The sequence below is a fragment of the Stieleria magnilauensis genome (genome assembly GCA_007753675.1).
GTDB classification, from domain to species: domain Bacteria; phylum Planctomycetota; class Planctomycetia; order Pirellulales; family Pirellulaceae; genus Stieleria; species Stieleria magnilauensis.
This window is the reverse complement of sequence record CP036432.1, coordinates 4,383,912-4,410,334: the sequence shown is the minus strand read 5'-3', so window position 1 is coordinate 4,410,334 and position 26,423 is coordinate 4,383,912. Positions and strand designations below refer to the sequence as shown.

Here is a 26,423-nt window from a genome sequence, read left to right as displayed (position 1 = left end):
GGAAATCACATGCCAATCAACGAAGTGCTGCGACCGAACGACCTGACCGAAGAAACACTCGACGCCATCTTTGAGCCGACGGATCTGGAAGTGCGGCGTGACAACGATGGCGACCTGGTCGTCACGCGTGGCGTTTCCTGTTACGTGATGCAAACGGCCGAGAACGAGCGACTGATGTTGATGACCTTCGTCGGCGTCAAAGAGAACACCGATCGCGCCGCGAAGCTGGAGTTCGTCAATCGCGTCAACAACGACATCTCGACGGTCCGGGCACACGTCAACGAACGTGAGTCCATCGTGTTTGACTACCACATCCCGATCCGAGGCGGCATCAGCGCCGAAGCGATCGTCGAGGCGACCCGATTTTTTCTGTTGGCCAGCGCCCACGCGATCGACCGCTGCGACGAAGACGACATTGTGCGTTGAACCGGAGCATTGAACTCGCGCGGGTTACATCGACCGAGGCGCGGACGTGATTCGTCCAATGCGCGGATTCAACTCTTGCAGATCGCTGAGCAATCAATCCCAGACGCTCTGAACATCCTCTGCGTCGACCGGATACAATGCGAACGATGCCAGCGCGCAGGCGCCTCGGCAGCAAGTCACCGCAAATGTTCCGATGCTACTCCTGTTGCTTAAGCCCGGGCTGGGTGACGACGAATGGCACGGTCAGTCTAACGATCCGTGATAAAGGAGAGACTCTTGTGTTGTGGGAACTGTATCAACAATCGCAAATTTGGGATGCCAGCGAAACGGCAGCCCGGGCGGAATCAAAATCACAGAACGTTCACTTCGAGATCGCTCGCCTGGAGGACAAAATCGAGTCTCTGGCGCTGACATGCCAAGCGCTCTGGGAAGTCGCCCGGGACCATTCAGGACTCAGCGACGAACAGTTGTTGGCCAAGGTGAGTGAGATCGACTTGCGCGATGGAGTGGCCGACGGAAAGATGGGCAGCGGGACGGACTCGTGCGGCAAGTGCGGACGCACGCTCAGCAAACGACGCATGAGCTGCATGTACTGTGGCGAGCAGCGGGTCAAACAGCACCCCTTTCATCCGTGGATCCACCTTTCCGCCTCTACCAGGAGGGTGGCGGGATAGTCGCCGGCGGTCTCAACGTTCCGTTGAAATCGATTCGGCGTAGGCGAGTTCCCCGGTTCGACCGTCGTAGTACTGGAAGACGACTTGCGGGTGCGGGTAGGCGACCAAACGTTTGTCGCCCAACTTCTGGGGCATGTTGAACACGTTGTTGACTTGGACGACACAGAAGTACGGGTACAACCGCTCCAGACGCGGCAGATCCGGCAGGATGTAGCTGCTCCAACGGATGTCGCATTCCCGCGGTCCGAACTTGAACTTGCCCGTCGCCGGGCGGTCGCTCTCGTCGTTGACCGGCACGTGGTTGACGCTGTTGTGCGGTCCGCAGCAGAACTCCCACACGTTGTCGGTGACCTTGATCGCAAAACTGTTGTGCAAGTCTCCGGTCATCACAAAGACCCGCTTGCCGATCTTTTCCCATTCGGCGATCAACTGCTCGCGTTCATCAAAGAATCCCGTCCAAGCTTCTTCCTTGTTCGCCGCGTCGGCTTCAAACCCGCCGGCACCGCTGTGGGGAATCATGAAGGGGACGGTCGAGATGACGAAGCGGAAATCCGCGTCACTTTCACGCATGCTGCGCAGCAACCATTCGCGTTGCGGCCGGCCCAGCATCGAAACGCCCGGTTTGTCTCGCTGGGTGACGTCGTGCATTTGACGATCACCGCGGGTGTCGAGGAAATAAAACTCGCAATTGCCCACACGTTTCTTGCCATAGCTTCGTCGACCGATCGAATAGCTGACATTGGTGTCATCGATCTTGGCTTTCATGTGTAGCCGCAGGGTGTGCGGATCGATGACTTCGACGATGTCGTAAACATAAGAATTCTTGTGGCCGGAATCGTCGTCGAATTCCATGTCGTTGACGCCGGCTTCGGGCGTGCCCCAGTGGACGTGCAGATTGCCCATTTCCGCCAGCGGCATCTTGGTGAAGTCGGCGTTTTGATCGTACAGCAGTTCGCTGTCGCGGCGCATCGTCGCTTTGCCGAAATGAATCGGGTGGTGATATTCGGTCGGATTGGCCCAGCCTAAATAGTCGTACCAGGCCTGCGTGCCGATGTCGCGAAAGACCGTGCGGCGGTGACGTTTGCCCGTTTCCGCCGAACCCCAAATATCATTGACCAACTCGTGATCATCGAACGTGAAGTAGCTGGGCACATGACGATGCCACTGCGACAGGGCTTCACCACGATCCAGGTACAGTTTGTAGTTTTCCCAAACGCCGATGATGGTGGGCGCGATCTGGGCGACTCGCGGTTTGGCACTGGCTCCTTGAACGAGCTGCCAGGCGTCTGGCGGATACCGCCGCTGTTCTTCGTACAGCCAATCGCCGTTCATCACGTGGAAGTGGACTTTGTCGGCCCAGTCGCGAACCAGATGTTCGTAGGTGGTCGCTCGGTGCCCGCTGCCGTGCAGCGGATTTTGGTTGGCACAGGAGCCGATCTGGAAACGGAAATTGAACAAGCCGTCGGGATTGTAGGTTTCGTTCCGCGACTGATCCGCACTCGGCAGCGTCCGAAAGCTGCCCGGCAAGCCGTGGGGCCGCCCGTTGACCCAAACCTGATAGTGATACCGGGTGTCGCTTGACAGCTCGACCAAATCAACGACGCCGGTGTTGTCGTGACCGATCGTCGTCTCACCGGGCTCGCTGACCGAATCCATCGCGCCCGCCGCGGTGCCGTAATGGACTTCGAATTGTCCGGGATCGGACGTCCGCGCCCAGACCCGCATCGACGTCGCGGTGGGCTGGCCGAGCATCGGGCCATGGGTCAACCGGATCGGATCCCGGGCGGAGGAGATGGTGATCGAGGCATCGGCCGGATCGGCAACGTGATGCTTCGGTGGCGGAACGTCTTGTGCGTGAATGATCGATCCGAGAACGGACAAAAACAAAGCGAGCGTGGTTCGCATGGCGAGCAGTCAAAGGCGCGGGGAAATGCGGGGGCAACGAGGCTGCAGTCTATCCGATCCGCCGCGATCTCGCGTCTGCCTGCGTCATCGCGATCGCAAGAATTCGGCCAGCCCGACCAGGTCGTCGGTGTTGATCAGGTCGACGCCCGCGTCGGCCAGGGCAGCCCAAACGGTTTGCTTGTCAGGTGTCGCCCAGAAACGCACACGGCGACGGTCGGCGTGAGCTTGCTGGAGCACACGTTCTAGTTTTTCACGATCCGCCTGCGGCATTTCTCCCTCACCGCGCCATTGGAAGTTGCGTCCCCAGTGATCGCTGATCAATGGCAACAAGTCGGGTGACAGGTCACTGTCCAGGTCTGAAAGCCGGCCGTCGATCCCGGCATAGCGCGTTGGATCGGCCGCGATCAAGTCGACCGCACGATTGCCGCTGATGATCGCGGTGACCGCGCCCGGTTGAACGCCTTGCTCGTCGACGTGGGACAAGATGTCGGTGTACTGTGATAGCACGGCGTCCAAGGCGCGATAGGTTGATTCGCCTTCGGATTTGATGTCGATCAACAACGTCAGCGTTTGTCCGTCGCCGTAGACGCTGCCGTTGTTCTTCTTGATGCGAGACCGCAGTGGATCGAGGTAAAGCCCTTGCAAGGTGCGGTCCGGCGACGTTTTGTCTCGGTCGTGGGCCACCAGTAGCTCGCCATCGATCAAATAGATATCCGCTTCGACGCTACAAAACCCGTTGTCCAAGGCGTCCAGCAAAGGACGGTCGTGGAGGTAGTCGTTGTGCGCATGAGCTTGACGGGCGGGGGCTTGACGGGCGGGTTTGACGGATTGGGCGGGCAGCGTCGACGCGGAGAAGACGGTGAGGATCAGCAGCAGGCAGGTGGTGGCGGCTCGGTTCATGGTTTGGGAATGATGGCAAAACGATGGGGGCAAAACGATAGAACGCAGAATCATACGGGGCAGAACGATGGGGAGGCGGGGACGTCGGGCATGCTGTGCATGCCGACAGTGCGTCGGGCATGCTGTGCATGCCAACAGGCTAAAACTCAAGTCGTTTGAGGAAACGTTGTCCGAAGCGGCCGTAGTCTTGGCCGTCGACGTCGCCATCGCCGTCGAAATCGAGTTCTTCGCGGAAGCCATCATCGGTCGGGGAACGCAGAAACGTCAATCCGAAGCGGCCGTAATCTTGGCCGTCCACATCGCGGTCTCCATCGGTGTCGCCGAAATGCCGGAAGAACGCGTCGGCGGCTTGATCGCCGAAGGAGACGTCACCGTCCATGCCCAGTCCGCCGAAAGTGACTCCCGATCCGATCACGGTCAATTCATAATTGCCATCGCGGAGCGAATGCAGACCGGTCGCGCGGGTGACCACGGCAGGGCCGGGCAAGAACGTCAACGTGGCGACGGTCTTCCCGGTTTGGATTTCGGTGGCAAGCGAAAGATCGACCTGTTGGCCGGTCGCTCGGTCGCGGACCGAAAATGCGCCCGCCGACGTTTCGACTTCGCTGTCGAACTTCACCGTCAAACGATCCACGCGTGAGCGTTGGGGCTGGCCGTCATTGATCACGATCGATTCGACGTCCGGGGCCACGGCGGCTTGGACGATGACTGGATAGTCTTCGACTTCGCCATCAAACGCAAACCCGGTCGGTTGCAATCCACCGACCGAACTGAGTCGGACGCGGGCGATGGTCTGGCCGAGCGGCGCCGAGGCTGGCAGGTTGTAATTGAGTGTTTGCAGTCCCGCGGAAACGGGGGCGGCGGAAAGGACTTGTTCGTTCGGTTGCCAGGTCCCGTCAAAATCAAAATCGACCCAGACATCGACTTTGGCTTCGGCCGCGTTTTGCAGATCGATGTTCACGCCCGCCATCGGGTGACCCATGCGAATGGCACCGAACAACACTCCGTCGTCCAAATCCGCATCGGCTCCCGCGGACGCCACGCCATCGGATTCTTCATCGCGCGTTTCGCCCAGACGCGGCCCGGTCGCTCCGTGGCGTGCTCCGTCTTGGGCCAGGGTTGTGGGATACGATGCGGGGGCATCGCCGAAATCAAACACGTCGAGCTCGGTGACCGACAGATTCAAGACCGCCCAATCCACGGCGCTGTGCTGGCCGATCAAGACGTCCAGCTGTCCGTCTTGAGCCGCGATCAGATCCCGACCGGTCAGTTCGACCGTCAGCGTCGTTGTTTCGGAAGTCGACAGCGGAGCGGTGATGCCAAGGGAGCCGAGCGATCGCGGTCGCGAAAGGTCGTCGATCCAGATGGAATCATCGGACGTCGCTCCACCGGTTCCCCGTAATCCCAACGACAGCACCGCCGAACGCACCACCTCGTGGGTGTCCAGCGCGTATTGGAAACGAAAGGTGACGTACTGGCCGTCGGTCACTTGGTCGCTGGACCGGATCGGTGTTCCCGCCGCCAACGTCGTCACGTCGCTCATCCATTGTGGATCGACGGGCAGCGAATCTGCCGAGGTCGAACCGTCGTAGGTGAGCGAATCGAAATCTCCCAGCACGTACTCACGGGTTTCCGCGGTCGGGTCGGCCATCCGCTGGTTGTGTTGGGCAACGAACAGGCTGCTGGTCGGGTTTTGTGGGTCGCCAAAATCGATCGGCGTGGCGTGTGCGTCGACGGTTGCCGGCGGTTGGGGGCCGAAACGCGTTTCGTTGACCAGTGTGCCTGTCGACCCGATCACCCAGTTTTGGGCCGTTTGCGGGTTCTGAACGATGAACTGTTCGGCACGCGCGTTCCAGAACACCATGCTGGCGCCGCCCCAACCGTGTCCGCTGCCGAAATTGCCTCGGTTGCGTGCTTCGATCAGATTGTCGGTCGTGATCGTGTCATAAAGCGTGCCCGACGACCAGCGTTGGTGGGGGCCGGTGGAACTGTGGGAATCGACCGCCGTTCCGTTGAGAAAAACGTTTGGTCCGCGATTCCGCCAGGAGGAATTGTTGACAAAATCGTGCCGTCCGTTTTCCGAGTAGAGGTTCTGCATCAACACGAATTGCCCATCGATCGTGAAGGGGTATCGTCGGGCACCGGTGATGATGGAAACGGGATCCAAGCTCTGGGCATCGTCCACGGTGACTCGGATCGCACGACTGGTCGCATGAACGGTTGCGAAGATGAAATGTTGTCCGGTGACGTTGCGGACCCAGGCGTCTTGAACGGATTGCAGTTCGATGAAAGTGCTGGCATGCGCCTCGTCGGTCGGGCTGACAAAGTCGGACACGCCGCGGATGTTTTCGATGCCGACGTTTTCGATGCGGGGGAACGTGTATCGAAACACGGTGCCGCCGCCGTATTCCTGTTGAAACGACGACATCAACGGCGCATTGAGAAAGACGCGATCGCCTTCGATCCGGGTGATCACGCGTTCGTACAGATGGTCAAAGTTTCCGCCGGGTGCCCATTGATTGACGGTTCCGCCGTCACTGCGCGGCGGAATGTTGTCCATGCCGATCGCGGTGATCCACTCGGCGGTGCTGGGCCGTTTGACGACGACGGGATCGCCGACACTCCAGTTGGCCGTCGAATCGACGCGCAGGCTTGTCGCGCCCACGGGCACGTATTTGTCGACGATGTTGTGCGTCGTGTTGGCGATGCCGGACGCGAAACCGGACGACCGGCCGACGACGATGACCGACCGCTGTGTCGTTCCGGTCGCGCGGAGGATGGTGCTGGTCAGCGGATCGTCGCCGTCGCCGACGCCGCGTAAGACCACGCCGCTGTCGAGGATCGTGAGTCGGTCGCTGATTTGGTATTCGCCGGCGGTCAATTGCACGACGCCGCGATAGCCGTCGGATGCGACGGGCAACGATCCGACTTGATCGATCGCAGCCTGCAGACTCGCCATGTCATCACCGGCGACGGGGGCGACCGTGACAAACCGCGATGGATCAATTGTCGCGGTGACATCCGGCAAGGGTTCGTTGCTGTTGCGATAGCCGGCGGCCGAAAAATCGACGATGCGATTGCCAAATGCGTCCAACGGATGAAGCAATCGACCCGCATCGCCATAGTAGGCCAACGACGATTCGCTGACCGTCCGTTGCACTTCCTGCACACGGATGTTGTCCAGCCGCATCGCGTTCAAGCCCACCGTTCCCCAAGCGTACACGCGAAAGGTGATCGGCGTGGTTTGGTCGGCCAATCCCGGCACGTCTTCCAGGGGAATGCTGATCGATTCAAAAACGTCTTCGCTGGTGATTTTTCCGCTGGCCAGTTTCGTCGTGAAGTTGTCTCCGCCGGGTCCCGGATCGTTGTCAAAGTAGACGGAGTAACTGTCCTTGGAATCGGGATCGTTGCGACGGATCTGCATGCTGAATCGAGCGAGGTTTAACACGTAACCGGGGTCGGGCGTGATCGTCAATTCAAAATAATCGTCCTGGCCGCCGGCGGGTGTCGGTTCGCTGGTTTCGTTGAATGCACCACCGAGCGCCAGACCGTTCGGCGGTTCGCCGTTTCCGGTCCATCCCAGGCCGAGCGGCGAGTTGATGTCGCTGGCGGTCGTCTGCGCATGCGTGTCGACCGAAAACAGTTCCGGTGTTGCCGTGGTGTGATTGGCAAATTCGTAAAACGCCAAATCCGCACCGGCGGCGAGCAACTGACGCGGTTCTAAGTGTTGCAGTCGTAGCCGTCGGCCCTTGAGCTTCGCGTAGCGGACTCGTCGAGCGAATGATAATTTCATTCGAGAATTATAATTGCAATCAAACCGCTGATGCAGCACAGCCCGGTCAGGCTGGCAAAGAGCAGTATTCCAGAAAAGCATCCCGAGCGTTGCGAATCGACCGCCGTCGAACTGGCCGGCGACTCCGCGGAGGTTGATCGAGACTGCTCCATCCTGGCATCCACAAAGGCCCTGCATTCTCGAAGCGACTTGCCGGAGAGTTGGCGATAAATCTTTACTGCTCTGAGTTTCTTGCGTCGAGCGAGGGCCTCGTCGATCTCGCGCATGGCACGGTCCCATTCGACCGAGTCCGACGACTGTGGTTGGTCGGCTTCGACGTCCTCCGCATCACGCTCGATGGCTTCGACGGCGTTCTTGGCTTCCAGCAGAGAGCACTTCATCCAATCCTTGTACCGTTTGACGGCCGCAATTTTGCCGCGTGTCTGGAACTCCGAGAGGATTTGTTCGCGTTGGTTTTGACTCAGCTTGTTCATGAACAATTGGTTACCCGGAGAGCGACTCGTTTGGGGAATTCTCGACAATTACCGTCCACTGGCACTGCTTTTGTGGCACACGCCCGACCGATCACCTATATCTATCGCTATCCGGAGGAGCGCCCGGGCCGGTTTTTCTTCATGGTACCATTAAGAGAGTTGACAACGATGAGAGCGAAGATTTTCGGTGGGCTGGTTTGTTTAGTCGCGGTGGCCTTGATCGGGTTGCCGGCGATTGCCGCAGACGATGACGGTGACAAGCCCAAGTTCAAGACCAAGCAGGTGATGAAAGAGGCCTTCAAGGGGCCGTTGCTGAAAAAGGTGGCCGGTGGCGACGGATCGGCCGAAGACGCCAAGAAGTTGCACGCGATGCTGGTCGCCCTTTCGAAGAACGAGCCACCGCGTGGCGAGGAAGAAAGTTGGAAAGAGCTGACCGGTGCGTTGGTCAAAGCCGGCAAGGCCGCGGTCGAAGGTGACGCCGACGCCAGCGCGATGCTGAAGAAAGCGAGCAATTGCAAAGCCTGTCACAGCAAGCACAAGCCCAGCTAACCAACCGTCTTGCTCATCCGATCGGCAAGATTTTTTAGCGTATCACTGCCATCACCCTCGACCAGTTTTGCATGAATCAAGTGCGGCTGGTCGAGTGTGTTCCAGGCGTCTTGGAGTGCCGCTTCAAACTCCAGCTCCGTTTCCGCGTAGTGGCTTTTTCCGCAACCGTAGACGTCGAGCAACTTGCCATACTCCCAATGATGGATTTCGTTGTATTTCCAATCGCCGGCGTGTAAGTAGCGCTCGGTGCCATAGCCGTGGTTGTCCAATAGGATCACGATCGGACAGTGGCCGCAACGAATCAAGGTGCTGAGTTCTTGGCCGGTCATCTGGAACGCGCCGTCGCCGACGAGCACGACGACACGGTGATCGGGGCGAGCGGTGGCAGCCCCCAAGGCTGCGGGTACACTGAAACCCATCGACGTGTAATAGGCCGGGCTCAAGAATTCACCCCGCTCGTGGATCGTCAGTTCGGTCGCCGCAAACAACGAGTCGCCCACATCCGCGATCACGATCGTGTCGGCGTCGATTAGACGATTCAGTCGGCTCATCATCCAGCTCGTCCGCAAGCCCCCTTCGCCGGGCTCGGAGTGTTTCGACGAAGAACGTTTGGTCGAGGAGAGCTGTTCGGGAATCGATCGCTGCTGCGGTACCAAGCCCGCTTCCACCAGCCCGACAATGAACTCTTTTAAACCGACGTTGTGATAGTGGTGGTGGGAGATCCGCAGCGTTTCACTGGTCGCGTACACGCAGCGTGCGGGATTGAGGTTGGCGGAAAAAATTCCCAGGTTGATGTCGCTCATGAACGCGCCCAACAGCAGGACCAAGTCGCTGTTCTCGACAAACTGCGTGACGGCTTGATCCCCCAAGGCTCCTTCGTACAGCCCGATGAACATCGGATGACGTTCACTGATCACGCTTTTGCCCAACATCGTTGTGGCGATCGGAATGTTGGCCGCTTCAGCCAACTGCAACAATTCGTCTTGCAAGCCGAAACGATGCAGTTCCACACCGGCCAGGATGACCGGACAGTCTGCCGCTTCGATCAAGCGGCTCGTTTCACGAATGGCTTCCGTTGTTGCCTGTTGGTCGTTGACGTGACTGGAACCGCGGTAGCCATGGACGATCGGCGGAACGACGTGCACCATGTCACGTGGTAATTCCAAATACACCGGGCGTTTGAAACGATCACAGGCGTCCAGCACACGATCGATTTCGGCGAACGCGGTCAGCGGATCGGAAAGCTCCACGCCGGCGATCGTGAATTTTTCGAAGACCTCGTATTGGGTCCGAAAGTCTCGCACCATGTGATGCAACAACGCCCCGCTGGATCGTTCTTTCAGCCCCGGTGATCCGGTCACGACCACGACCGGCGATTTTTCCGCGAACGCGCCGGCGATCGAGTTACAGACGCTGAGCCCGCCGACGCAGTACGTGACGCACACCGCGCCCATTCCGTTGAGCCGGGAGTAGGCGTCGGCTGCGAACCCCGCACAGTCTTCACGCGTGCAGCCGATCATTTCGATCGGACTCTTTTCCAATTCGCTGTACAGCGACAAGACATAGTCGCCGGGGATACCGAACATGTGCCCGATCCCGTAGTCTTGCAAGCGTTGGATCAAGTACTGTGCGATCGAAACGTTGGCAGTCACACGCCGAGTCGACGCGGTGGAAACGGGTTTTGACATCGCCGATTGAGAGGCATCCATCGCAAAAGTCTCCCTGGGGAAGCCTAGTTCGAACTTTCCTTTATTTTAGGCGAGGGAGGCATTGCTGTGCATGCCGATCGCCCTGCACCGCGTGACCGACGGCAACTGGTCACTCGATCCGCGTCACTTTTATTTCATCCAACAGGACACTTCCAAATTCCGGGTCGGCGACTTCGATGCGGATTTCCAACGGATCGATCGACGTGTCGGTGCGCCGAATCGAAAACTCGCCGGCCCGACGCGTCCAGGTGTCGCGCTCGCCCGCCAATTCCAGACGTACCAGTTCGGCTCCCGCGTGACGCACCACAAGTTGTGCCGTTTGCCGGTCTGTGTCTTTCGATTGAACCCGTGCCGTGACGCGATAATCCAGTCCCGTTGTGGCAGGGATGGTTTGGGACAATGCCCAGTTGCCGGTGGGCCGCTCGCGTTCGGTGCGGCGAATCGTCAAGCACCAATTGCCCGATTTTGCATCGTCTGACACGACGGCCAAGGGAGGGCTGCCGCCGAGAATCTGTTCGCCGGAATCGCTGGACTGGCTGACCGATTCGAGTCGCCAATAGGTTTCCAAAGGCAATTCGAAATCGCTGCCGAGCAGCGGCAACGTGGCGGGCGGGCGGTCACTGGCCGAGTCGACGATTTGGTTGACTGAAGCGATCGGCAGCGACGAGATTTCGTCGAGGAAGTTTTTTAACGCTTGAATCTGATCGAGTGCCTGTTGTTTCTCGCGTTCGTCGGGCGCCGAGCGGGCATGCAGCAGCAACCGCCTGGCTTCGGTGCGAGACAAATCGATAAACCGGGAAACGTCACAGGCCGGGTCGAGCGTTCGGGCGGATTCGATCGCCGCGAGCGCCCGGTCCAACGCTCCGCGTCGCAATTCACGTTTCGCCAATCCGAACCAAGCGGTCGAACGATGCCGCTGGGAAACGGCCGCCTCGATGGCGGCACGGTACCACTTGTCGGATTGCTCCAGTTGCCCGCTGTGCATTGCTTCCTGGCCGGCGTCCTGCGTCGATCTCTGAGCATCGATTTGTTCGGCGACGCGTGCGGCGCCGATCAGCGAAACGGTATCGGTCGGTGACAGACGAATCGCGTTTTCAAAATGCCGCTGCGCCGTTTCCCAAGACGGGTCATGGAAGGCGCACCAACCGGCGATCTGGTGGGCGCGTGAGTTGTCGCCGTCCAACTCGATCGCTTTGGCCGACCAGATCCGCGCGGGCTCTCGATTGCCGCGCGAATACTCCAGCGATGCGATCAGTGACGCGCGGCGACTGGCGGCGCGATCCGGGCCGGTCAGGTTGGCGAGGCGGTCGGAATCGCGGTAGGCGAATTCAATCGCTTGTGCGCGTCCGCGGAGATCGTCCAGTCGCACCAGCGGGCCATCCATCGTGTCCTGCAGGTCCAGACCCAGTTCGACGGCCTGGAAAAAGGCTTCGATCGCCGTGTCGGTCTGCCCGAGCTCCGCAGCGGTCGCCCCGACATGCCAGTACACCCAATGCGCGTCCGGCTTGAGTCGCTTGGCTTGGCTGGCATCACGAAAGCTGGTCTGCAGAAGTTCCTTGGCGCGGGGCCGGTGGCTGGCGTGGGATTTCGGATGATCGCGTAGCAAGACGGCTTGGCGGAGCGCGACGGTGGATCGATCGGCGAACACAAACGCGGCGCCGGGGCGAATCGCGATGCAGCGTCCATATTCGCCGCGCGCGAGTTCGTAGTACAACAGGGCGTTGTCGAAGTCGTCGTTGGATTCGGCCCGCTGCGCCTTCAAGTAATACGCTTGGGCAATGGTCAGGTGGATCCAGCAGTCATCCGGTGCCTGGTCGGAAACGCGTCGCAGCGACTCCAATGCGACGTCGAGTGCCCGGTCGGCGGGATCGTCGTCGCTCGGTTCCATGAACGCCTCGCCGTAGTTTTTAAACCAGGAGCGGTAGTTGGCATCGACGCTCGCGATCAGGCTGAAGATCGCCATCGATCGACCATCGGCTGGATTTCGGGGCGGCCCCAGTTCGGCCGGTTCCACGCGTTTTCCGCCGCTGAGCCGAAACGAGGCGATGCTTCCCAACCACCGAGCCGATTCGCTGCGTCGGAACGATTGGATCCGTGTGGTCAGCTCCATCGCTGCCCGCGCTTCCCGTTTGCCAACGCCGGACGACAAGTAGCTGCGAATCAACTTCAACGTACTCGGTGATCCGCCATCGGAGTCGCCGCCCATCGCGACAACCATTTTGGTCACGTACAACGAATTCAGGGCGGTCAAGATACGATAGACCTGCCAACGCAGCCGGTCGCGTTGCAGTGCGGTCAGATCCTCATCCGGCAAGTCGTCCCACCACGTGTCGCTTTTCCAGACGCCCAACTCATCGAGTGAAGCTTGCAGCAAGACTGCGGCTTCGGTGTCGCGTGCCAAGTGGTCCAGATCTTCGCCTTCACGCTGCAGCGCATGAAACCGTCCCAAACGCTGCAGCCGATCGCGGCGGCTGATCAGGGATTCGCGTTGCCCGGCCAGCGAGTCATGGTGTTCCATTCGATCGATGGCGACACCGACCAGCGCGGCGGCGTCCGCATAACGGCTTTCCGCCAGCGCCGCTTCGCTGCGTTGGAGCGCGGCACCGGACGCCGCCACCGCCTCCAACCGACGTGTCTCTTCTTGAAACCGGATCTCACGTTCTTTTTCGGTTTCGATTCGCGCCGCTTCCATCGCGCGGCGGTTCATCTCGCCCCGCACCATCACACCGGCGATGGTGCCGACAAACGTCAGCAGCAAACCGACCGCCAGTGCCGCGGTCCAGGCGCGGTGATTGCGAGCCCAACGCAGCGTCCGTTCGATCGGAGGATCGGTGAACACGCTGATCGGTTGATCGGCCAGATACTTTTGCACGTCCTCGGCCAGGTCGCCGGCGGAGGCGTAGCGCTGGGACATCCGCGTGGCCATCGATTTCAAGATGATCGCTTGCAAGGCGCCGGGGATCTCGTGACGCACTTTCGTCGGCGGGTCAAATCGGCCTTCGATGATCCGATTGAAAGTGGACTGCAGATCCGCTTCACCGGCGTGCGGCGCCTGGCCGGTCAGGATGAAATAGAGCGTCGCGCCCAAGCAATAGATGTCCGCGGCCGGTCCGATCTGGTCGATCATCCCCGCCGCCTGTTCCGGGCTCATGTACCGGGGCGTGCCGAGCGTGGTGCCCTGGCAGGTTTCATCGACGGAGGAATCATTTTGGTTGGCCAGAGAAAGCGTGGCATCGATCTGTTGGTCGATCTCTTTCTCGGTGCCCGGTGAATCACTGGGACGCACCGAGGGGTCCAGCCATTTGGCGAGCCCCCAATCGACGACCAGCGTTCGCCCATAGGTCCCCAACATGATGTTGGCGGGTTTCAAATCGCGATGGACGACTTGTCGCGAGTGGGCGTAGTCGATCGTCTGGCAGACATCGACAAAGTGATCGAGGATCTTGCGTAGCGATGCGGTGTCGTACCAGCGTGGCGATCGATCTTGGGAGGCCAGCGCTTGCGGAGTGACGGGGCGATGCAGCTGTTCTTCGACGACCTGTTGCAGGGTTCGTCCGCGGATGAATTGCATCGCGTAAAACGGCCGTCGGTCGGCTTGCTGACCGAGGGCGTAAATCGGGACGACGCCGGGGTGTTCCAAAAAGCCCGTGATTTCGGCTTCGCGTCGAAACCGCGCGGCGGCATTAAAATTTCCGGACCACTCCGGACGCATTTGTTTCAGCGCCACTTCGCGTCCGAGTTGCCGGTCCCAGGCCACCCAGACTTCGCCCAAGCCGCCGACGGCGTGCTTGCTTCGCAGTTCGAACCGATCAGCGGAATCGTCGGATGCGTCACCGATTTCCGCGATGCCGTCTTCCGCCAGGCCCGCCGGTCGGTCACCGCCGCCGAACAGCCCCGAGGCGAGAAAGCTGGCGTCGTCGGCGGACTCCAGTGCGGCCAGCAGCGAGTCGACCCGTTTTCGCAGCGATTGATCCGCCCCGCAGGCCGCGGCCAGATAGACATCCCGTTCGACTGGGTTGTCCAGGCTGATCGCGTGGGTGGCAATTTCGTCGATGCTCAGGGCCACTGGGGAATCCGTTTCTCGACGAACGCTCGAATGCCCTCGGCCGCCGACTCGGTGTTGCACACCGTCGCCCCGGTCGCGGCGCCGTTGGTCAAATTGGTCAGCAAGGTCTCGCCGATACTTTCATTGAGCATCCGCTTGGTCGCTTGCAGCGATTCCCGTGGCGCCGCGCCGCAGCGTTTGGCCCACGCGGTCGCCGCGATCCAGATTTGGCTCGCCGGGACGACTTCGCAACACATTCCCAACCGATACGCTTCGGCGGCATCGAGCGGCGCGCCGGTCAACAGCATTCGCGCGGCGATGGCCGCGCCGAAACGGAAGGACAACAACGGCGCGGTCAATCCGCCGATCAATCCCCGCTCGGCGGCGTTGGCCGTCAGTTCCGCGCGGTCGGACATCACGATCATGTCCGCGGCCAGGGCGATGGCCAGTCCGGCGCCGATCGCTTGGCCATCGACCGCGGCGATCACGGGTTTGGGGAAACGCAAGATCGTCTCGCACAATTCGGTCAGCTCACGCCAGACTTCGAACCATTTGACCTGGGCGTCGATCGGTTCCAGCTCGGCGACTTTGGCGAACGCTTTGAGATCGACGCCGCTGCAAAAATGGTCGCCTTTGCCGGTGATCAGCACCGCGCCGACGCGGCGTTCCTGGTGCACGTCCGACAGCGCCAGACTGAGATCGGCGATCAATGCCGAATCGAGTGCATTGCACACCTCCGGCCGCTTGAGCGCCAACGTGGCGACGTGGTCGGTGATGGTCAGTTCGACGTGTTGCATGATGTTTGGTTTGAGGGCGGGGGATGATCCGATGTCCGTCGGCAGTACCGGAGGGCTTGCGCCCTGCCGCTAACCATGCACAAACCGTTTCGTGCCAACGGGTCAATCGATCGGTGCTTTCCTCTCGCCGGACGTCACTGTTGAAGTCCGGCCAGCGTTTGCATCGAGTCCTTCAGGTCGTGGTAAAGTTTTCGGTAGACGGGGAACAACTCGTTGTAGGCCTTGACGGATTTTCGATCGGCGGGCGTTTGCTCGGCGACTTCGATGGTCGCTTTGCAGGCCGCTTGGACGTTCTTGTACGCGCCATCGCCGACGGCGGCCAACAGTGCGACGCCATAGGCCGGTCCTTGTTCCACTTTCAGCGTCGTGATCTTTTTACCAAACACGTCGGCTTGCATTTGTCGCCAGAATGGGTTTTTGCTGCCGCCTCCGGAGGCGCGGATTTCGCGGACGGGGACATCCAACGAGGTGATGATTTCCAGGCTGTCCCGCAGCGCAAACGTGATGCCTTCCATCACGCTGCGAGTCATCGAACCGCGGGTGTGCGTCAGATTCAATCCGACGAACGCGCCGCGTGCCTGTGGGTCGGCGTGCGGTGTGCGTTCCCCGTTCAAGTAAGGCAGGAACAACAATCCGTTGCTGCCGGCGGGACAGGCTTGCGCTTCGGCGGTGGCGGCCCGATAAACGTCGCTGCCGCCCATTCCGGCCAGCCCTTGCAGCACCGATTCGACCCACCACTGCAGCGATCCGCCGCTGGTCAAGTTGACGCCCATCATGTGCCAGGCGCCGTCGACGGCGTGACAAAACGTGTGCAGGCGTCCGGCCGCGTCGTATTGCGGTTGGTCGCTGTGGACAAACATCACGCCGCTGGTTCCGATCGAGGTGCTGAGCACACCTTTTTTCACGACACCGTTGCCGACCGCGCCGGCGGCACAGTCGCCCGCGCCACCGACCACCTTGCAATCGGTGGTCAACCCGAGCGCCTTGGCGGCCGCCTTAGTCAACGTCCCGGTCACTTCATGGCTCTCCACCACCCGGGGCAGCAGATCGGCATCGAGCCCGAGTTTGGAAAGCAGCGGGGCGGACCATTTTCGATGGACGACGTCCAAGAACAGCGTGCCGCTGGCATCACTGACTTCGGTCACGTAATCCCCGATCAGACGTCGCCGGATGTCGTCCTTGGGCAACAGGACTTTGGCCAAGGCATCAAAGTGTCGTTTCTCGTTGTTCCGCAGCCACAATACCTTGGGCGCTTGGAATCCCGTCAGGGCGGGATTGGCGACCAGTTTGATCAAGCGTTTGCGTCCGCCGGCGGCAGACGTGATCTCGTCGCACTCGGCCGCGGTGCGCTGGTCATTCCACAGCAGCGCTGGGCGGATGACGTTGTCGTCGCGGTCCAAGAAGACGCTGCCGTGCATCTGGCCGCTCAACCCGATCGCTTTGACGTCGTCCGGTTTGCAACCGGACGACCGCATCACCGCCCGCACCGTCTTGACCGTCGCTTTCCACCAGTCCTCCGGGTCCTGCTGCGTCCAGCCCGGTTTCGGTTGCTCCATCGGATACGTCGCATCGGCTTCTGCAATGACTTTTCCGCTCTCGTCGATCAGCAGCGTCTTGGTGCCGCTGGTGCCGATGTCGATTCCCAAATAATGACTCATGATGCGCCTACTAGAAATGAAACTTTCCTACCGAACCCGATCCCGGGGTGCTGCGTATGTTATCGCGCCGCCGGCAGACTGTAATTTCCATCGTCTTCTGACGGGAATGGTTTTGCCAAAATGTCTCGCACGCACGCCCGATTACCGAGAAATGCCGCTTCCCTCGCGGCCAGCCGCCATGTCTCGTGACTTTCGCTCCCGTCCAATCGATCGCCGCACGGCGGTCTCGATTCTCGCAGCCTCGGTGGTGGCCGGATGCGGTGACTCCGGCATCAAATCCACCGGCACGGGGGCTGACAGCGCAACCTCATCGGCCCAGCAGGCTCGCTCGGAGGTGCCGCTCCGCATCCTGATCGCAGGCAGTTTGCTCTCCGACGGCCAATCCGTTGCCGAGTCGATCCGTGTGGCCTGGTCGATGACGCAAGACCAGCCGCTCAACATCGAAGTGTTCGACGGCTCGGTTTCAGCCGGACCGGTGTCCGATGAGTCAGCGGAGTCATCGTCGTCTGACGACGCGGTGGGGAAAAGTCGTGCGACCGATTTCGCGGCTCAGATGCTGCTTGCCGACGTCGCGATCGCACCGCAAAGCTATCTCGGTGAAATCAGGGCACAGGACGCGGCGGTCCGATTCAGTGACGAGCTGCTGAAGGAATACCAGACCCAGTACGGAAAACCCTTCCCCGCCGTGATCAACGGACTGGGCGATTACGGCGGAAACACCTGGGGCATCGCCGTCGGCGCCAAAGTGCTGGCCCTGTTGGCGCTCGAGTCGGAAGTCCAATGTGATTCCTGGGCCGCCTATCACGATTGGGTCGAGCAGCTCTACGGGAAAGCCGCCGAACCGCTGGCGCCCGGCTGGGCCGGATCCTCGTTTCTCAATCGCTGCGCGTCCACGTTCACGCGTCGCTGGTTGTTCAACCGCGCGACGATGAAACCGGAGATCGATTCCGAAGACTACGTTGCCGCGTTGGAACAACTTGCCGCGACCGCAAAACGATATCCCGATTCCGCGATGACGCCCGGTCAGATCTGGCATGCCATCCGTCGCGGTGAACTGGCCGGCGGGATCGGCTATGAAGTCCCTGACGCCGTCAACGACGCGGAGTCGGATCAGCGCGCTGCAGACGGCCGCGAAGAATTCGAAGTCAGTGTGTTTGACTGTCCGCGAGAAACGGAAACCGATCAGTTGTGGCTGGGACCGCAAACCCCGCTCGCCTGTCTCAGCAGCGGGTGCCGACAGACCAGCGCGTCGAAACAATTCATCGGTTGGCTCTCCGGCGGTGAGCGGATCTCGACGGTGCGGCAACAGATCGGACTGTTCTCCCAAACGCGAACCACCCCGGGCAATGAGTCGTCGCCTTCGGGCAGCCCGTATGCGCGTTGGCTGGCCGAGCGGTTGCAGACGCTGCAAGTCACGCGGGGACTGATTCTGCCCGGCGCCGATCGCTATTACGCCGTGCTGGATCGGCAAGTCCGGCGCTGTTTGGCCGGTGAACAATCCGCCGCCGAGGCGCTCGCCGATGCCGCCACGCAATGGGACGCGATCACCGACGAACTCGGCCGAGAACAACAATCCGTCGCCTGGAAACGGACCCTCGGCTTCGGCGGGTAGGTTAGCGGTTAGTGGTTAGCGGTTAGCGGTTAGCTGTTAGCTGTTCGATTTGAGATTTGCTGACTCTAACGTTTTCTATGTATCGCGTTTCGCCGGACAGGCGAAGTCTGTTAGGCCCGGAGGGCCGGCAGAGTGAATGCCGGTGGCGTGAGCCACCGGAGATGGTTACACGGAATCTCTGAGGCCCAGCGGGCCGACACAATTCCCCAGCTTCAAGCAATACCCGCGGTTCATCAAACCGATTGTGCCGGCCTTTCAGGCCTCCGTGATCGAGGTCTTTCCATTCCGGTGGCTGACGCCACCGGCAAGCATTGTGCCAGCCCTTCGGGCTTCATCGCGGGTAAACATAGAAAACGTTAGTGTCAGGAAACCTGAAACCTGAAACCTGAAACGACTGCCAAGTTCCCACTCCCCCTCACGCGATCACAATCGCAGGCCTCTCGGCTGCGGCATCGCCGATGCGGCGGGCTTTGATGCGGACGTAGGGCGGGATGTAAGTTGCCCGGTCGGCGAAGCTGTTGGCGACGGCATTCGCTTTGGCGTGCAGCGGTTCGATCAAGTCTTCGATCACAAACCCGCTGCGACACAAACCGCCGATCAAGTCTTCCCAGCGGTGCAAGAATTCGACCGCGCCTTGTTCGCGTAATCGACTTGCACTTGGCGACATCACCGCCGGCGGCGGAACCGGCGCGTCGCGGTAATAGGCATGACGGATCGGATAGCCGTCGGCCGAGCGTTGATAGCCGGCTTGCAAACTGATCGGCTGTTTGTGCTGGCTGATGTACAGACCGCCGGGGCGGGTGACCCGGGCGACTTCGGCAAATACCGGCGTGACCGAGGGGACGTAACACGTGCTGACCGGATGAATCACGATGTCAAACTCGGCGTTGTTCAACCCGGACAGATCTTCCATCGTCGTTTGCAGCACCCGCATGCGGTAGCCGCGCTGGGCTGCCACCTGGCGGTCCAGTTCCAGCATCGCACCGCTCAGGTCGACCACCGTCACCTCCGCGCCGGCGGCCGCGTACAGAGAGCTTTGTCGGCCCCCCCCGGCTGCCAGGCACAACACGCGTTTGCCGGCGATCGATCCGCCCAACCAACCGGCCTGATCGACGACCGACAGCGGACGCGACAACTCCTCTTCGGTGGCCGGTCGGCACAACGGGTTGCCCGCGTCGGCCATTCGGTCGTAAACACGGCGATTGTTATCCAGGGTCGCGTCGTGATTCACACAACACTCTCGGGTAGGTGGGAAGTCCGGGTGATTTGACCACGGTGATGACAACCAAACGCGGCCCGCGTCAGGCGGGTCATTTTGTTCCGGGATGGACCCAAAAAAAATCCCGCCAGGCCGCTGTTTTGACGAAAAACCCAACAACTGGGGTGAAAACAAAAGTCAAATGCGGGAATTTCTGGAACTTTCGCCGCCTTGTGCTCATCCGATTGACGTGAACGCTGAACTGCTCGGGGCACTCAGCCGAACCCATCCTCCGGCGTGACGCTGTTACTGTCCCCACTTGGCGACCGCTCTTCACTGTATCATTGAGCCCGGTAGATCCGATATGACTCGGAAACTGTCGGCGACGGATTCAAAAATGGCTTTACCAGAAGAACTACTCGACGAGCTGCTTTCAGGGCACCTGGATGGTGCGCTCAGCGGTGACGAGCGCGCCCGGGTCGAGCAGATGCTAAGCGATGACCCCGCGATCAGCCAGCGGCTGGAAGGGTTGAAGCGACAGCGTGAAGCCTATCGCCAGGCCTTGTTGGCGACCCCGAAGCTGCCCGACGGGTTCGCCGATCAAGTCGTGCAAGCCGCGATCGACCGGGCCGAAGCCGAAGAGCTTCGTAGTGACCACCCGCTGCGGTTGGCCGCAAGCGGATCCTTCGTCGCCCCCCAATCTGACCGAACTTTTTCGAAGCCCCGACTGATCGCGATGGTCGCCGGCCTGGCGGCATCTGTGTTGTTTATCGGTCTGGCGGTCAAAGAATTCTCCGGCTCTGCGACGACGCAACCCGAGGACCCTTTGTTGGTCACGTCGCCCCAGCCCACCGTGGACCAACCCGAATCGATCGATCCCGTTCGCCCAGCGGACCCGATGGTAGACCCGATGGCGGCCCCGCCGAGCGATGCGATCGCCGCCAGCGGGGACTCGTTGGATGATTCGGTGGCCAAGCCCGCCGCGGATTCGCTTGATGTTCCGCGTCCAGATTTGTCGCCGGAGACGCAACCGGAATCAAACGGCCCGATGTTGGCCGAGGTGAATCCCACGACACAAACTCCGTCGGTGGAGGATGCCCCGGCGATGACGGGCGCCGACACGCCCGAGACGGCCCCGTTGGTCGCCCTGCGACCGCTCAACATGCTGATGGTCGTGGAGATCAAACAGTCCGAGGCCGGCCGACAAACCGGTGCGTTTGATCAAGCACTGGCGGAGATTCAGATCGCCGAGAGCGAGGAACGACGGGTCGACGAAGCACTCGCCCGTGCGGTCGCTCCCCAAGCCGACACCGACGCTTCGGCCGACCAGTCGCCACGAGCACTGTTGCTTGAATCGCCCGCCAAGAAACTGGATCGCCTGGTGATGCGATTGGTCAGCGACCGCGATGGCATCGAAGCGGTCGGGTTCTCCGCCATCAGTGTCCAGCTGGACGCACCCTTGTTGCGATCGATCGAGTCGGTGCGAACGGTCGATCCGACCAAGATTCGTCACCAGGGTCAAATCGTTCCGATCGTCAGTGACGCCGACGAAGTGTTTGATGCCTGGGTCCAACAGCTCGCCGATCGACCCTTCATTCCTGTTCGAGGCGAGCAAGAAGCGCAATTGATCAGCTCGCAGCCGGGCGGCGATCCCAGCGGCGACCCCAGCGGCGAGTCCGGGCCCGACCCGATGGCGAACATTCTGTTCTTGGTTCGTTAGGGCTTCGTCAACGATTCGATTTAGGGTGCCGCGACATCGAAATGATGTGTCGCCCGTTGGCATGCACAGCATGCCCTACGCTAACTTTGGCATGCACAGCATGCCCTACGCAGCTAACCGCTACTCACCCTTCAGACGAAGTGCCGCGGTCACCAATTGGACGAACTCGCTTCGTAGCTGAAACTCATCCGGGCCGACGTTGGCCTGGGCGACTTCCAGGACGTTGCGGAGCGTCCAGTCGCCGGCGAACTCGCTTTGTCGAAGCTGCATGCCGAAGGCGGCCACGGAGGCGGCGAATCGGAAATCCGAATCCGCTTTGGCAAAGGCTTGTTCGTTGTCTTTGGCACTCAGTTCGATCAACGTGCTGGCGCCGCCGCCGGGTTGTTTATAATTCAGCTTGACGGTCATGGCCTCGCCCGACGAAGCGGCTTCGGTCAGTTCGCGTGACTTCTGATACTTCAGCGGGGCCACCTGTCGCTCCACGTCGTCGTTTGCGCCCGAGAGGACCAATTCGTACAGCGCGGTGACCTGGTGACCGGCTCCGATTTCACCGGCGTCTTTGCTGTCGTCATAAAAGTCTTCTTTCGCCAACATGCGATTTTCGTAGCCGATCAATCGGTACTTGGAAACGACGCGGCGATTGAACTCGATTTGGATTTTGACGTCTTTGGCGATCGTCACCAACGTCGCATCGGTTTGACGGACCAACACCTTATGGGCTTCGTTGACGGTGTCGATGAAGGCATAGTTTCCGTTTCCTTCGCCGCTGATTTGTTCCATCATGGCGTCGTTGTGGTTGCCCATTCCGAATCCCAAGGCCGTCAAGAAGATTCCGCCGGACGCTTCTTCTTTGATCAGCCGCACCAACTGGTCGGTTCCGCTCAGGCCGACGTTGAAGTCGCCGTCGGTGCACAGAATCACGCGATTGACGCCGTCTTTGATAAAGTTGTCTCGCGCGGTCGCATACGCCAATTGGATTCCCGCGCCACCGTTGGTGCTGCCACCGGCGGAGAGCTGCGAAAGCGCTTTGGTGATTTTCTTTTGTTTCCCGGCGGGAGTGCTGTCGAGCACCATGCCGGCCGAACCGGCATAAACGACGATCGCCACACGGTCTTCCTTGCCCAGTTGCTTGGTCAGCATCTTCATGCCCTCGATCACCAGCGGCAATTTGTTCGGCTGATTCATCGATCCGCTGGTGTCCAGCAAAAACACCAGATTGCAAGGTGGGCGGGAATCAGGTGCGAGGTGTTTGCCTTGAATTGCGACCCGGGCCAAGCGGTGTTCGTCATTCCAAGGGCAGCCGGCGATCGTCACGTCGGTGGCGAATGGATGCTCGGAATCGGCTTGGGGCGAGTCGTAGTCGTAATCAAAGTAGTTGACCAATTCTTCGATCCGAACGGCGTCCGGCCGCGGCAGTCGGCCCTCGACCAGCGTGCGTCGCAGCTTGCTGTAGCTGGCGGTGTCGACATCGATCGAAAACGTACTGAGCGGATGCTCGCGGACTTGTTTGAATTCGTTTTCGACGATCCGATCAAAACGATCTCCGTCGGTATAGGGCAGCGCGCCGCCGTCTGGCGACAGCGCATACAAGTCCAGCCTCGCTTCGGATTTTTTGAGCGCGACGTCCCCGGACGGAGCCGCGATTCGTTTGTCAAAGAAGGCTTTCGATTCCCCTTCAGCGACGTCGGGCACACCCGCCCCAGGCAACGTTGCGAGGCGTCGGGTGCGTCCCCCACGAAGCGACTTCGCCAGACCCGAAGCCGACGAGGGGGCTGACGCCACCGAGCCGCCCCCGGGCGTAGCAGGAGCAGAGTCTGCTGCGGGGATCGCCCCATCGGCTGCCGCCGACAACCCGAACGGATGCGGCTCGTTGGTGGTGGCCGGTGCATCTTTGGGGGCCGTCGCATCGATGGGGGCCGACTCACTGGCGGGGCCCGACTCACTGGCGGGGGCCGGTTCACTGGCGGGGGCCGGTTCACTGGCGGGGGCCGGTTCACTGGCGGGGGCCGGTTCACTGGCGGGGGCCGGTGCGACCGCGACCGACCGTCCCGGCATGGCGCCGAAGGAATCGCGGTTTACCGCCTCCCGCGAAAGCTCGATCGGCAGGTTCCGCCGGGCAACCTGCTTTTCCACGACGGGCGGTGCTGGGAGAAGGATCGCCGTCTGGTCAGACGCGGTCGCGATGGCTGCGCCCGCATCGGCTTCAGAGCTTTCCAGCTGGAGATTCAGCTTGACCGATTGGCGGGCTATGGAGTCGCTGGCGCCGCTGGCAGCGAGTTCTTCCATACGTTGCTCGTCCTGCTCCGCTTCCGCCGCGGGGACTGGAGCGATCGATTCGAGCAGCAATTCGTCGTCTGTCTCTTTCAGTTCCGGTTTCTGTTCGGATTCGGACGCGCCGGTTGAAGACTGGGCGACCTGCGCTTGCTTCAGTGCCGGCACGATGCCGATCAACAACAGAATCGATGCGGCGGCGGCCAACAGCCAGGGCACCAGTCGTTTGGAGGAGCTCGAGGTTTCCAACAAGCTCGGCTCGATCGTCGCCTGGTCTGCGCGGTGGCTTGCCGACGCTGCCAGAATCTGTTCGCGTCGCTCACCGTCGAGCGTCTTGGGAGGTTCGTCGGCGAACAACGTTTGTAACTGTTCGGTGACTCGTCCGGCTTGGTCGACGGCCGCGCGGAGCTGGTCGTTCGTGGCCATCGATTGTTCGAATGCTGCGGCGTCCTGTGGGGAGAGTTCTCCCATCACATAGGCGGTGATGCGGGCGTCATCCCAAACCGACGAGTCGTCGGTTGCATCCTGGGGGCGATTGGAATCAGACATGGTATTTGCCTCTCGGCGTGTGGGCTGGGATGGATCGGCTGAAATAAATCGGCGGCGAATAAAAGGCGGTCGATTCAGGTGGTGGCGACGGCGTCTTTCAGGGCGCGGACGGCGGCGTGCAGGTGAAAGCCGACGTTGCTGACGGTCAGGCCCGTGACGTCGGCGATTTCGCGGTAGCTCAATCCGGCTTGCATCCGCAATCGAAGCACTTCCTGTTGCCGACCGGACAATCGTTCGACCAGCACCGCCAACCGGTTCTCCGTCGCGTGGGTCTGTTCGGCGGCCAGGGCCGCGGTCGCGGCGTCGGGGTGGGGGTCCTGCACCGTGATCTCGGCGGCATCGATCGGGTGCGCATGTCGGGTACGTTGCATGTCAATCACTCGGCTGCGGCAAACGGCAAATAACCAGGGCTGGACTCGGGAGACGATCTTTCCACGCTCCTCGCGACACAGCCGTAAAAAGGTTTCTTGCACCGCGTCCTGGGCGGCCTGCCAATCGCCATTGAGCATCCGGCGGGCATATGCAAGCAATTGCCCCTCGTAGCGACTGATCAGCTGCGACAATTCATCCGGGGACCAGGCTTGCCGCTGGTGGGGCGGCAAATCCGCGGTCGGATCGGCGCCGGCGTTCGGCCCCGATTCGGGGTCGTCGGCCAACATTTCGGCTGCGGAGTGGTCTGGCATGGTGTTCCGGGGCGAATCATGGACGCGGTACAGACGACAACACGAACGGGCGGCGCCAATGTTAGGCAAACGGTTCGATTTTTCTGTCGTTTTTGTGAAGCCGTTTTCTATTGACCTGATCGATTGTCCGCGGTTATCACCCAACGCGGAGTTCCCCGCTCAAAAATCATCGCGATCGGTGTGGTCCGACCGGCAAACGGGACTCTCCGCCACTCGCGAATTCCGCATAACAATACGAACAAGGAAGGTTCGACCATGGCTGGCCCAAACACCACCGTCCCGTTGCTGGACGTCAACCGCGACAACAAGCCCCATCGTGACGAATTCGTCGAAGCCCTCGCCGCGGTCGTCGACAGCGGTCGATTTCTGTTCGGCCCCGACGTCGCAGAATTGGAAAACGAGATCGCCCAGTACAGCCAAGTCGAACATGCCGTCGGCTGTGCCTCCGGCAGCGATGCGCTGTTGCTGTCGTTGATGGCGTTGGACATCAAAGCCGGCGACGAAGTCATTGTGCCCAGTTTCACCTTTTTCGCGTCGGTCAGCTGCATCACGCGGTTGGGTGCGACACCGGTGTTCGTCGACATCTGTCCCGACACGTTCAATCTCGACCCCCAGTGCGTTGCCGAGGCGATCACGAAAAACACCAAGGCGATCATCCCGGTGCACCTGTTCGGCCAGTGTGCCCAAATCGATCGGATCTGCCAGATCGCCAACGAACACGACATCCCCGTCGTCGAAGACGCCGCTCAAGCCATCGGCGCGGCGTACCACTCGCGGCCCGCAGGCAGTTGGGGACTGGTCGGGTGCTTCAGTTTTTACCCGACCAAGAATCTCGGCGCGATGGGTGACGCCGGCATGCTGACCAGCGGCGACGCGGTGATGGCCGATCGCTTGCGTTTGTTGGCCGGCCACGGCATGCGTCCCCGTTACTACCATCAAGCGGTCGGGATCAACAGCCGGATCGATACGTTTCAGGCCGCCGTGTTGCGGGTCAAATTGCGACACCTCGGTGATGCCATCACGTCGCGCAGCAAGATCGCGTCAGGTTACATGGAGCTGTTGACCGACCGCGGTCTCGTCGGTCCCGATCAAATCGTCTTGCCGACGGTCGATCCCCATGCGTTCCACGTCTGGAATCAATTCGGAATCCGCGTCGGCGGTGGACGACGTGATGCCTTGCGTGCCTACTTGGCCGAACGTGGCGTGGGCAGCGAAATCTATTACCCGGTTCCGATGCACAAGCAGCAATGCTTTGAGTACTTGAACGTGGACGGCAGCACGCTGCCGGAAACCGAGCGTGCCAGCGCGGAAATCTTGAACCTGCCGATCTTCCCGTCGTTGACCGAAGCCGAACAGCAGCAAGTCGTCGACTGCATCGGCGGATACTATCAGGCCGGCGCCAAAGCGGCCGCGTAGGGCTGACGGTGTAAGCGGCACGGCCGTTGGCAGAGAACGTCTTAG

At 60.8% G+C, this 26,423-nt stretch carries 17 protein-coding genes; 6 read left to right on the top strand and 11 right to left on the bottom strand.

Features of this window, described 5'->3' with window-relative positions; genetic code table 11:
• Positions 1 to 9 precede the first annotated feature (9 nt).
• The gene (locus TBK1r_RS15650) at positions 10 to 426 is read left to right on the top strand and encodes a YbjN domain-containing protein (protein ID WP_145212366.1); all 417 of its coding nucleotides are present in this window, start codon (positions 10 to 12) and stop codon (positions 424 to 426) included.
• 278 nt (positions 427 to 704) lie between these two features.
• Entirely contained in the window at positions 705 to 1,100 is a 396-nt protein-coding gene (locus TBK1r_RS15645; protein ID WP_145212363.1) for a hypothetical protein, read from the top strand.
• A gap of 12 nt (positions 1,101 to 1,112) precedes the next feature.
• Here the strand turns inward: TBK1r_RS15645 and TBK1r_RS15640 are convergent, their stop codons facing one another.
• The 4 genes from TBK1r_RS15640 to TBK1r_RS15625 all read right to left on the bottom strand — a co-directional run bounded on the left by TBK1r_RS15640 (position 1,113) and on the right by TBK1r_RS15625 (position 8,171).
• Positions 1,113 to 3,005 carry an alkaline phosphatase D family protein gene (locus TBK1r_RS15640; protein ID WP_145212360.1) on the bottom strand — a complete coding sequence of 631 codons (1,893 nt, stop codon included), beginning with the start codon at positions 3,003 to 3,005 and terminating at the stop codon, positions 1,113 to 1,115.
• Positions 3,006 to 3,089: 84 nt separating this feature from the next.
• On the bottom strand, positions 3,090 to 3,905 hold the full coding sequence (locus TBK1r_RS15635) for a phosphatidylinositol-specific phospholipase C/glycerophosphodiester phosphodiesterase family protein (RefSeq protein WP_145212356.1): 816 nt from the start codon (positions 3,903 to 3,905) through the stop codon (positions 3,090 to 3,092).
• A 139-nt stretch (positions 3,906 to 4,044) separates the two neighbouring features.
• Positions 4,045 to 7,698, bottom strand: coding sequence for a GEVED domain-containing protein (locus TBK1r_RS15630; RefSeq protein WP_145212353.1), 3,654 nt, complete (start codon positions 7,696 to 7,698; stop codon positions 4,045 to 4,047).
• Positions 7,695 to 8,171 carry a hypothetical protein gene (locus TBK1r_RS15625; protein ID WP_145212350.1) on the bottom strand — a complete coding sequence of 159 codons (477 nt, stop codon included), beginning with the start codon at positions 8,169 to 8,171 and terminating at the stop codon, positions 7,695 to 7,697. Before TBK1r_RS15625 ends, TBK1r_RS15630 begins: the two co-directional genes overlap by 4 nt.
• Before the next feature lie 168 nt (positions 8,172 to 8,339).
• On the opposite strand from TBK1r_RS15625, the gene TBK1r_RS15620 reads away from it, so the two are divergent.
• On the top strand, positions 8,340 to 8,720 hold the full coding sequence (locus TBK1r_RS15620; protein WP_145212348.1) for a hypothetical protein: 381 nt from the start codon (positions 8,340 to 8,342) through the stop codon (positions 8,718 to 8,720).
• Here the strand turns inward: TBK1r_RS15620 and TBK1r_RS15615 are convergent.
• From TBK1r_RS15615 to xylB, 4 genes are all read right to left on the bottom strand, one after another.
• Entirely contained in the window at positions 8,717 to 10,429 is a 1,713-nt protein-coding gene (locus TBK1r_RS15615) for an alpha-keto acid decarboxylase family protein (protein ID WP_419581386.1), read from the bottom strand. The two genes, TBK1r_RS15620 and TBK1r_RS15615, sit on opposite strands and share 4 nt — an antisense overlap.
• Before the next feature lie 109 nt (positions 10,430 to 10,538).
• Positions 10,539 to 14,495 carry a serine/threonine-protein kinase gene (locus TBK1r_RS15610; RefSeq protein ID WP_419581385.1) on the bottom strand — a complete coding sequence of 1,319 codons (3,957 nt, stop codon included), beginning with the start codon at positions 14,493 to 14,495 and terminating at the stop codon, positions 10,539 to 10,541.
• Complete coding sequence (locus tag TBK1r_RS15605) at positions 14,486 to 15,271, bottom strand: enoyl-CoA hydratase/isomerase family protein (RefSeq protein WP_145212341.1); 786 nt, start codon at positions 15,269 to 15,271, stop codon at positions 14,486 to 14,488. The genes TBK1r_RS15610 and TBK1r_RS15605 overlap by 10 nt, the downstream gene beginning before the upstream one ends.
• A gap of 134 nt (positions 15,272 to 15,405) precedes the next feature.
• Positions 15,406 to 16,929, bottom strand: a complete 1,524-nt coding sequence (gene xylB, locus TBK1r_RS15600) for a xylulokinase (RefSeq protein ID WP_145212339.1) — start codon at positions 16,927 to 16,929, stop codon at positions 15,406 to 15,408.
• A 178-nt stretch (positions 16,930 to 17,107) separates the two neighbouring features.
• On the opposite strand from xylB, the gene TBK1r_RS15595 reads away from it, so the two are divergent.
• Entirely contained in the window at positions 17,108 to 18,541 is a 1,434-nt protein-coding gene (locus TBK1r_RS15595) for a hypothetical protein (protein WP_145212336.1), read from the top strand.
• Positions 18,542 to 18,956: 415 nt separating this feature from the next.
• Here TBK1r_RS15595 and TBK1r_RS15590 read toward each other — a convergent pair whose 3' ends face one another.
• Complete coding sequence (locus TBK1r_RS15590; RefSeq protein ID WP_145222660.1) at positions 18,957 to 19,724, bottom strand: class I SAM-dependent methyltransferase; 768 nt, start codon at positions 19,722 to 19,724, stop codon at positions 18,957 to 18,959.
• 412 nt (positions 19,725 to 20,136) lie between these two features.
• Here TBK1r_RS15590 and TBK1r_RS15585 point away from each other — a divergent pair, with 412 nt between their 5' ends.
• Positions 20,137 to 21,459, top strand: a complete 1,323-nt coding sequence (locus TBK1r_RS15585; protein WP_145212333.1) for an anti-sigma factor — start codon at positions 20,137 to 20,139, stop codon at positions 21,457 to 21,459.
• Positions 21,460 to 21,579: 120 nt separating this feature from the next.
• On the opposite strand, the gene TBK1r_RS15580 is transcribed toward TBK1r_RS15585, so the two are convergent.
• Together TBK1r_RS15580 and TBK1r_RS15570 are read right to left on the bottom strand one after the other, a co-directional pair.
• Entirely contained in the window at positions 21,580 to 24,279 is a 2,700-nt protein-coding gene (locus TBK1r_RS15580) for a VWA domain-containing protein (RefSeq protein ID WP_419581384.1), read from the bottom strand.
• 74 nt (positions 24,280 to 24,353) lie between these two features.
• Entirely contained in the window at positions 24,354 to 24,962 is a 609-nt protein-coding gene (locus TBK1r_RS15570; protein WP_145212330.1) for an RNA polymerase sigma factor, read from the bottom strand.
• A gap of 255 nt (positions 24,963 to 25,217) precedes the next feature.
• Between TBK1r_RS15570 and TBK1r_RS15565 the strand changes: the two genes are divergently transcribed.
• A complete protein-coding gene (locus TBK1r_RS15565; protein ID WP_145212327.1) occupies positions 25,218 to 26,378 on the top strand; it encodes a DegT/DnrJ/EryC1/StrS family aminotransferase in 1,161 nt (386 codons plus the stop codon).
• Positions 26,379 to 26,423: the final 45 nt, after the last annotated feature.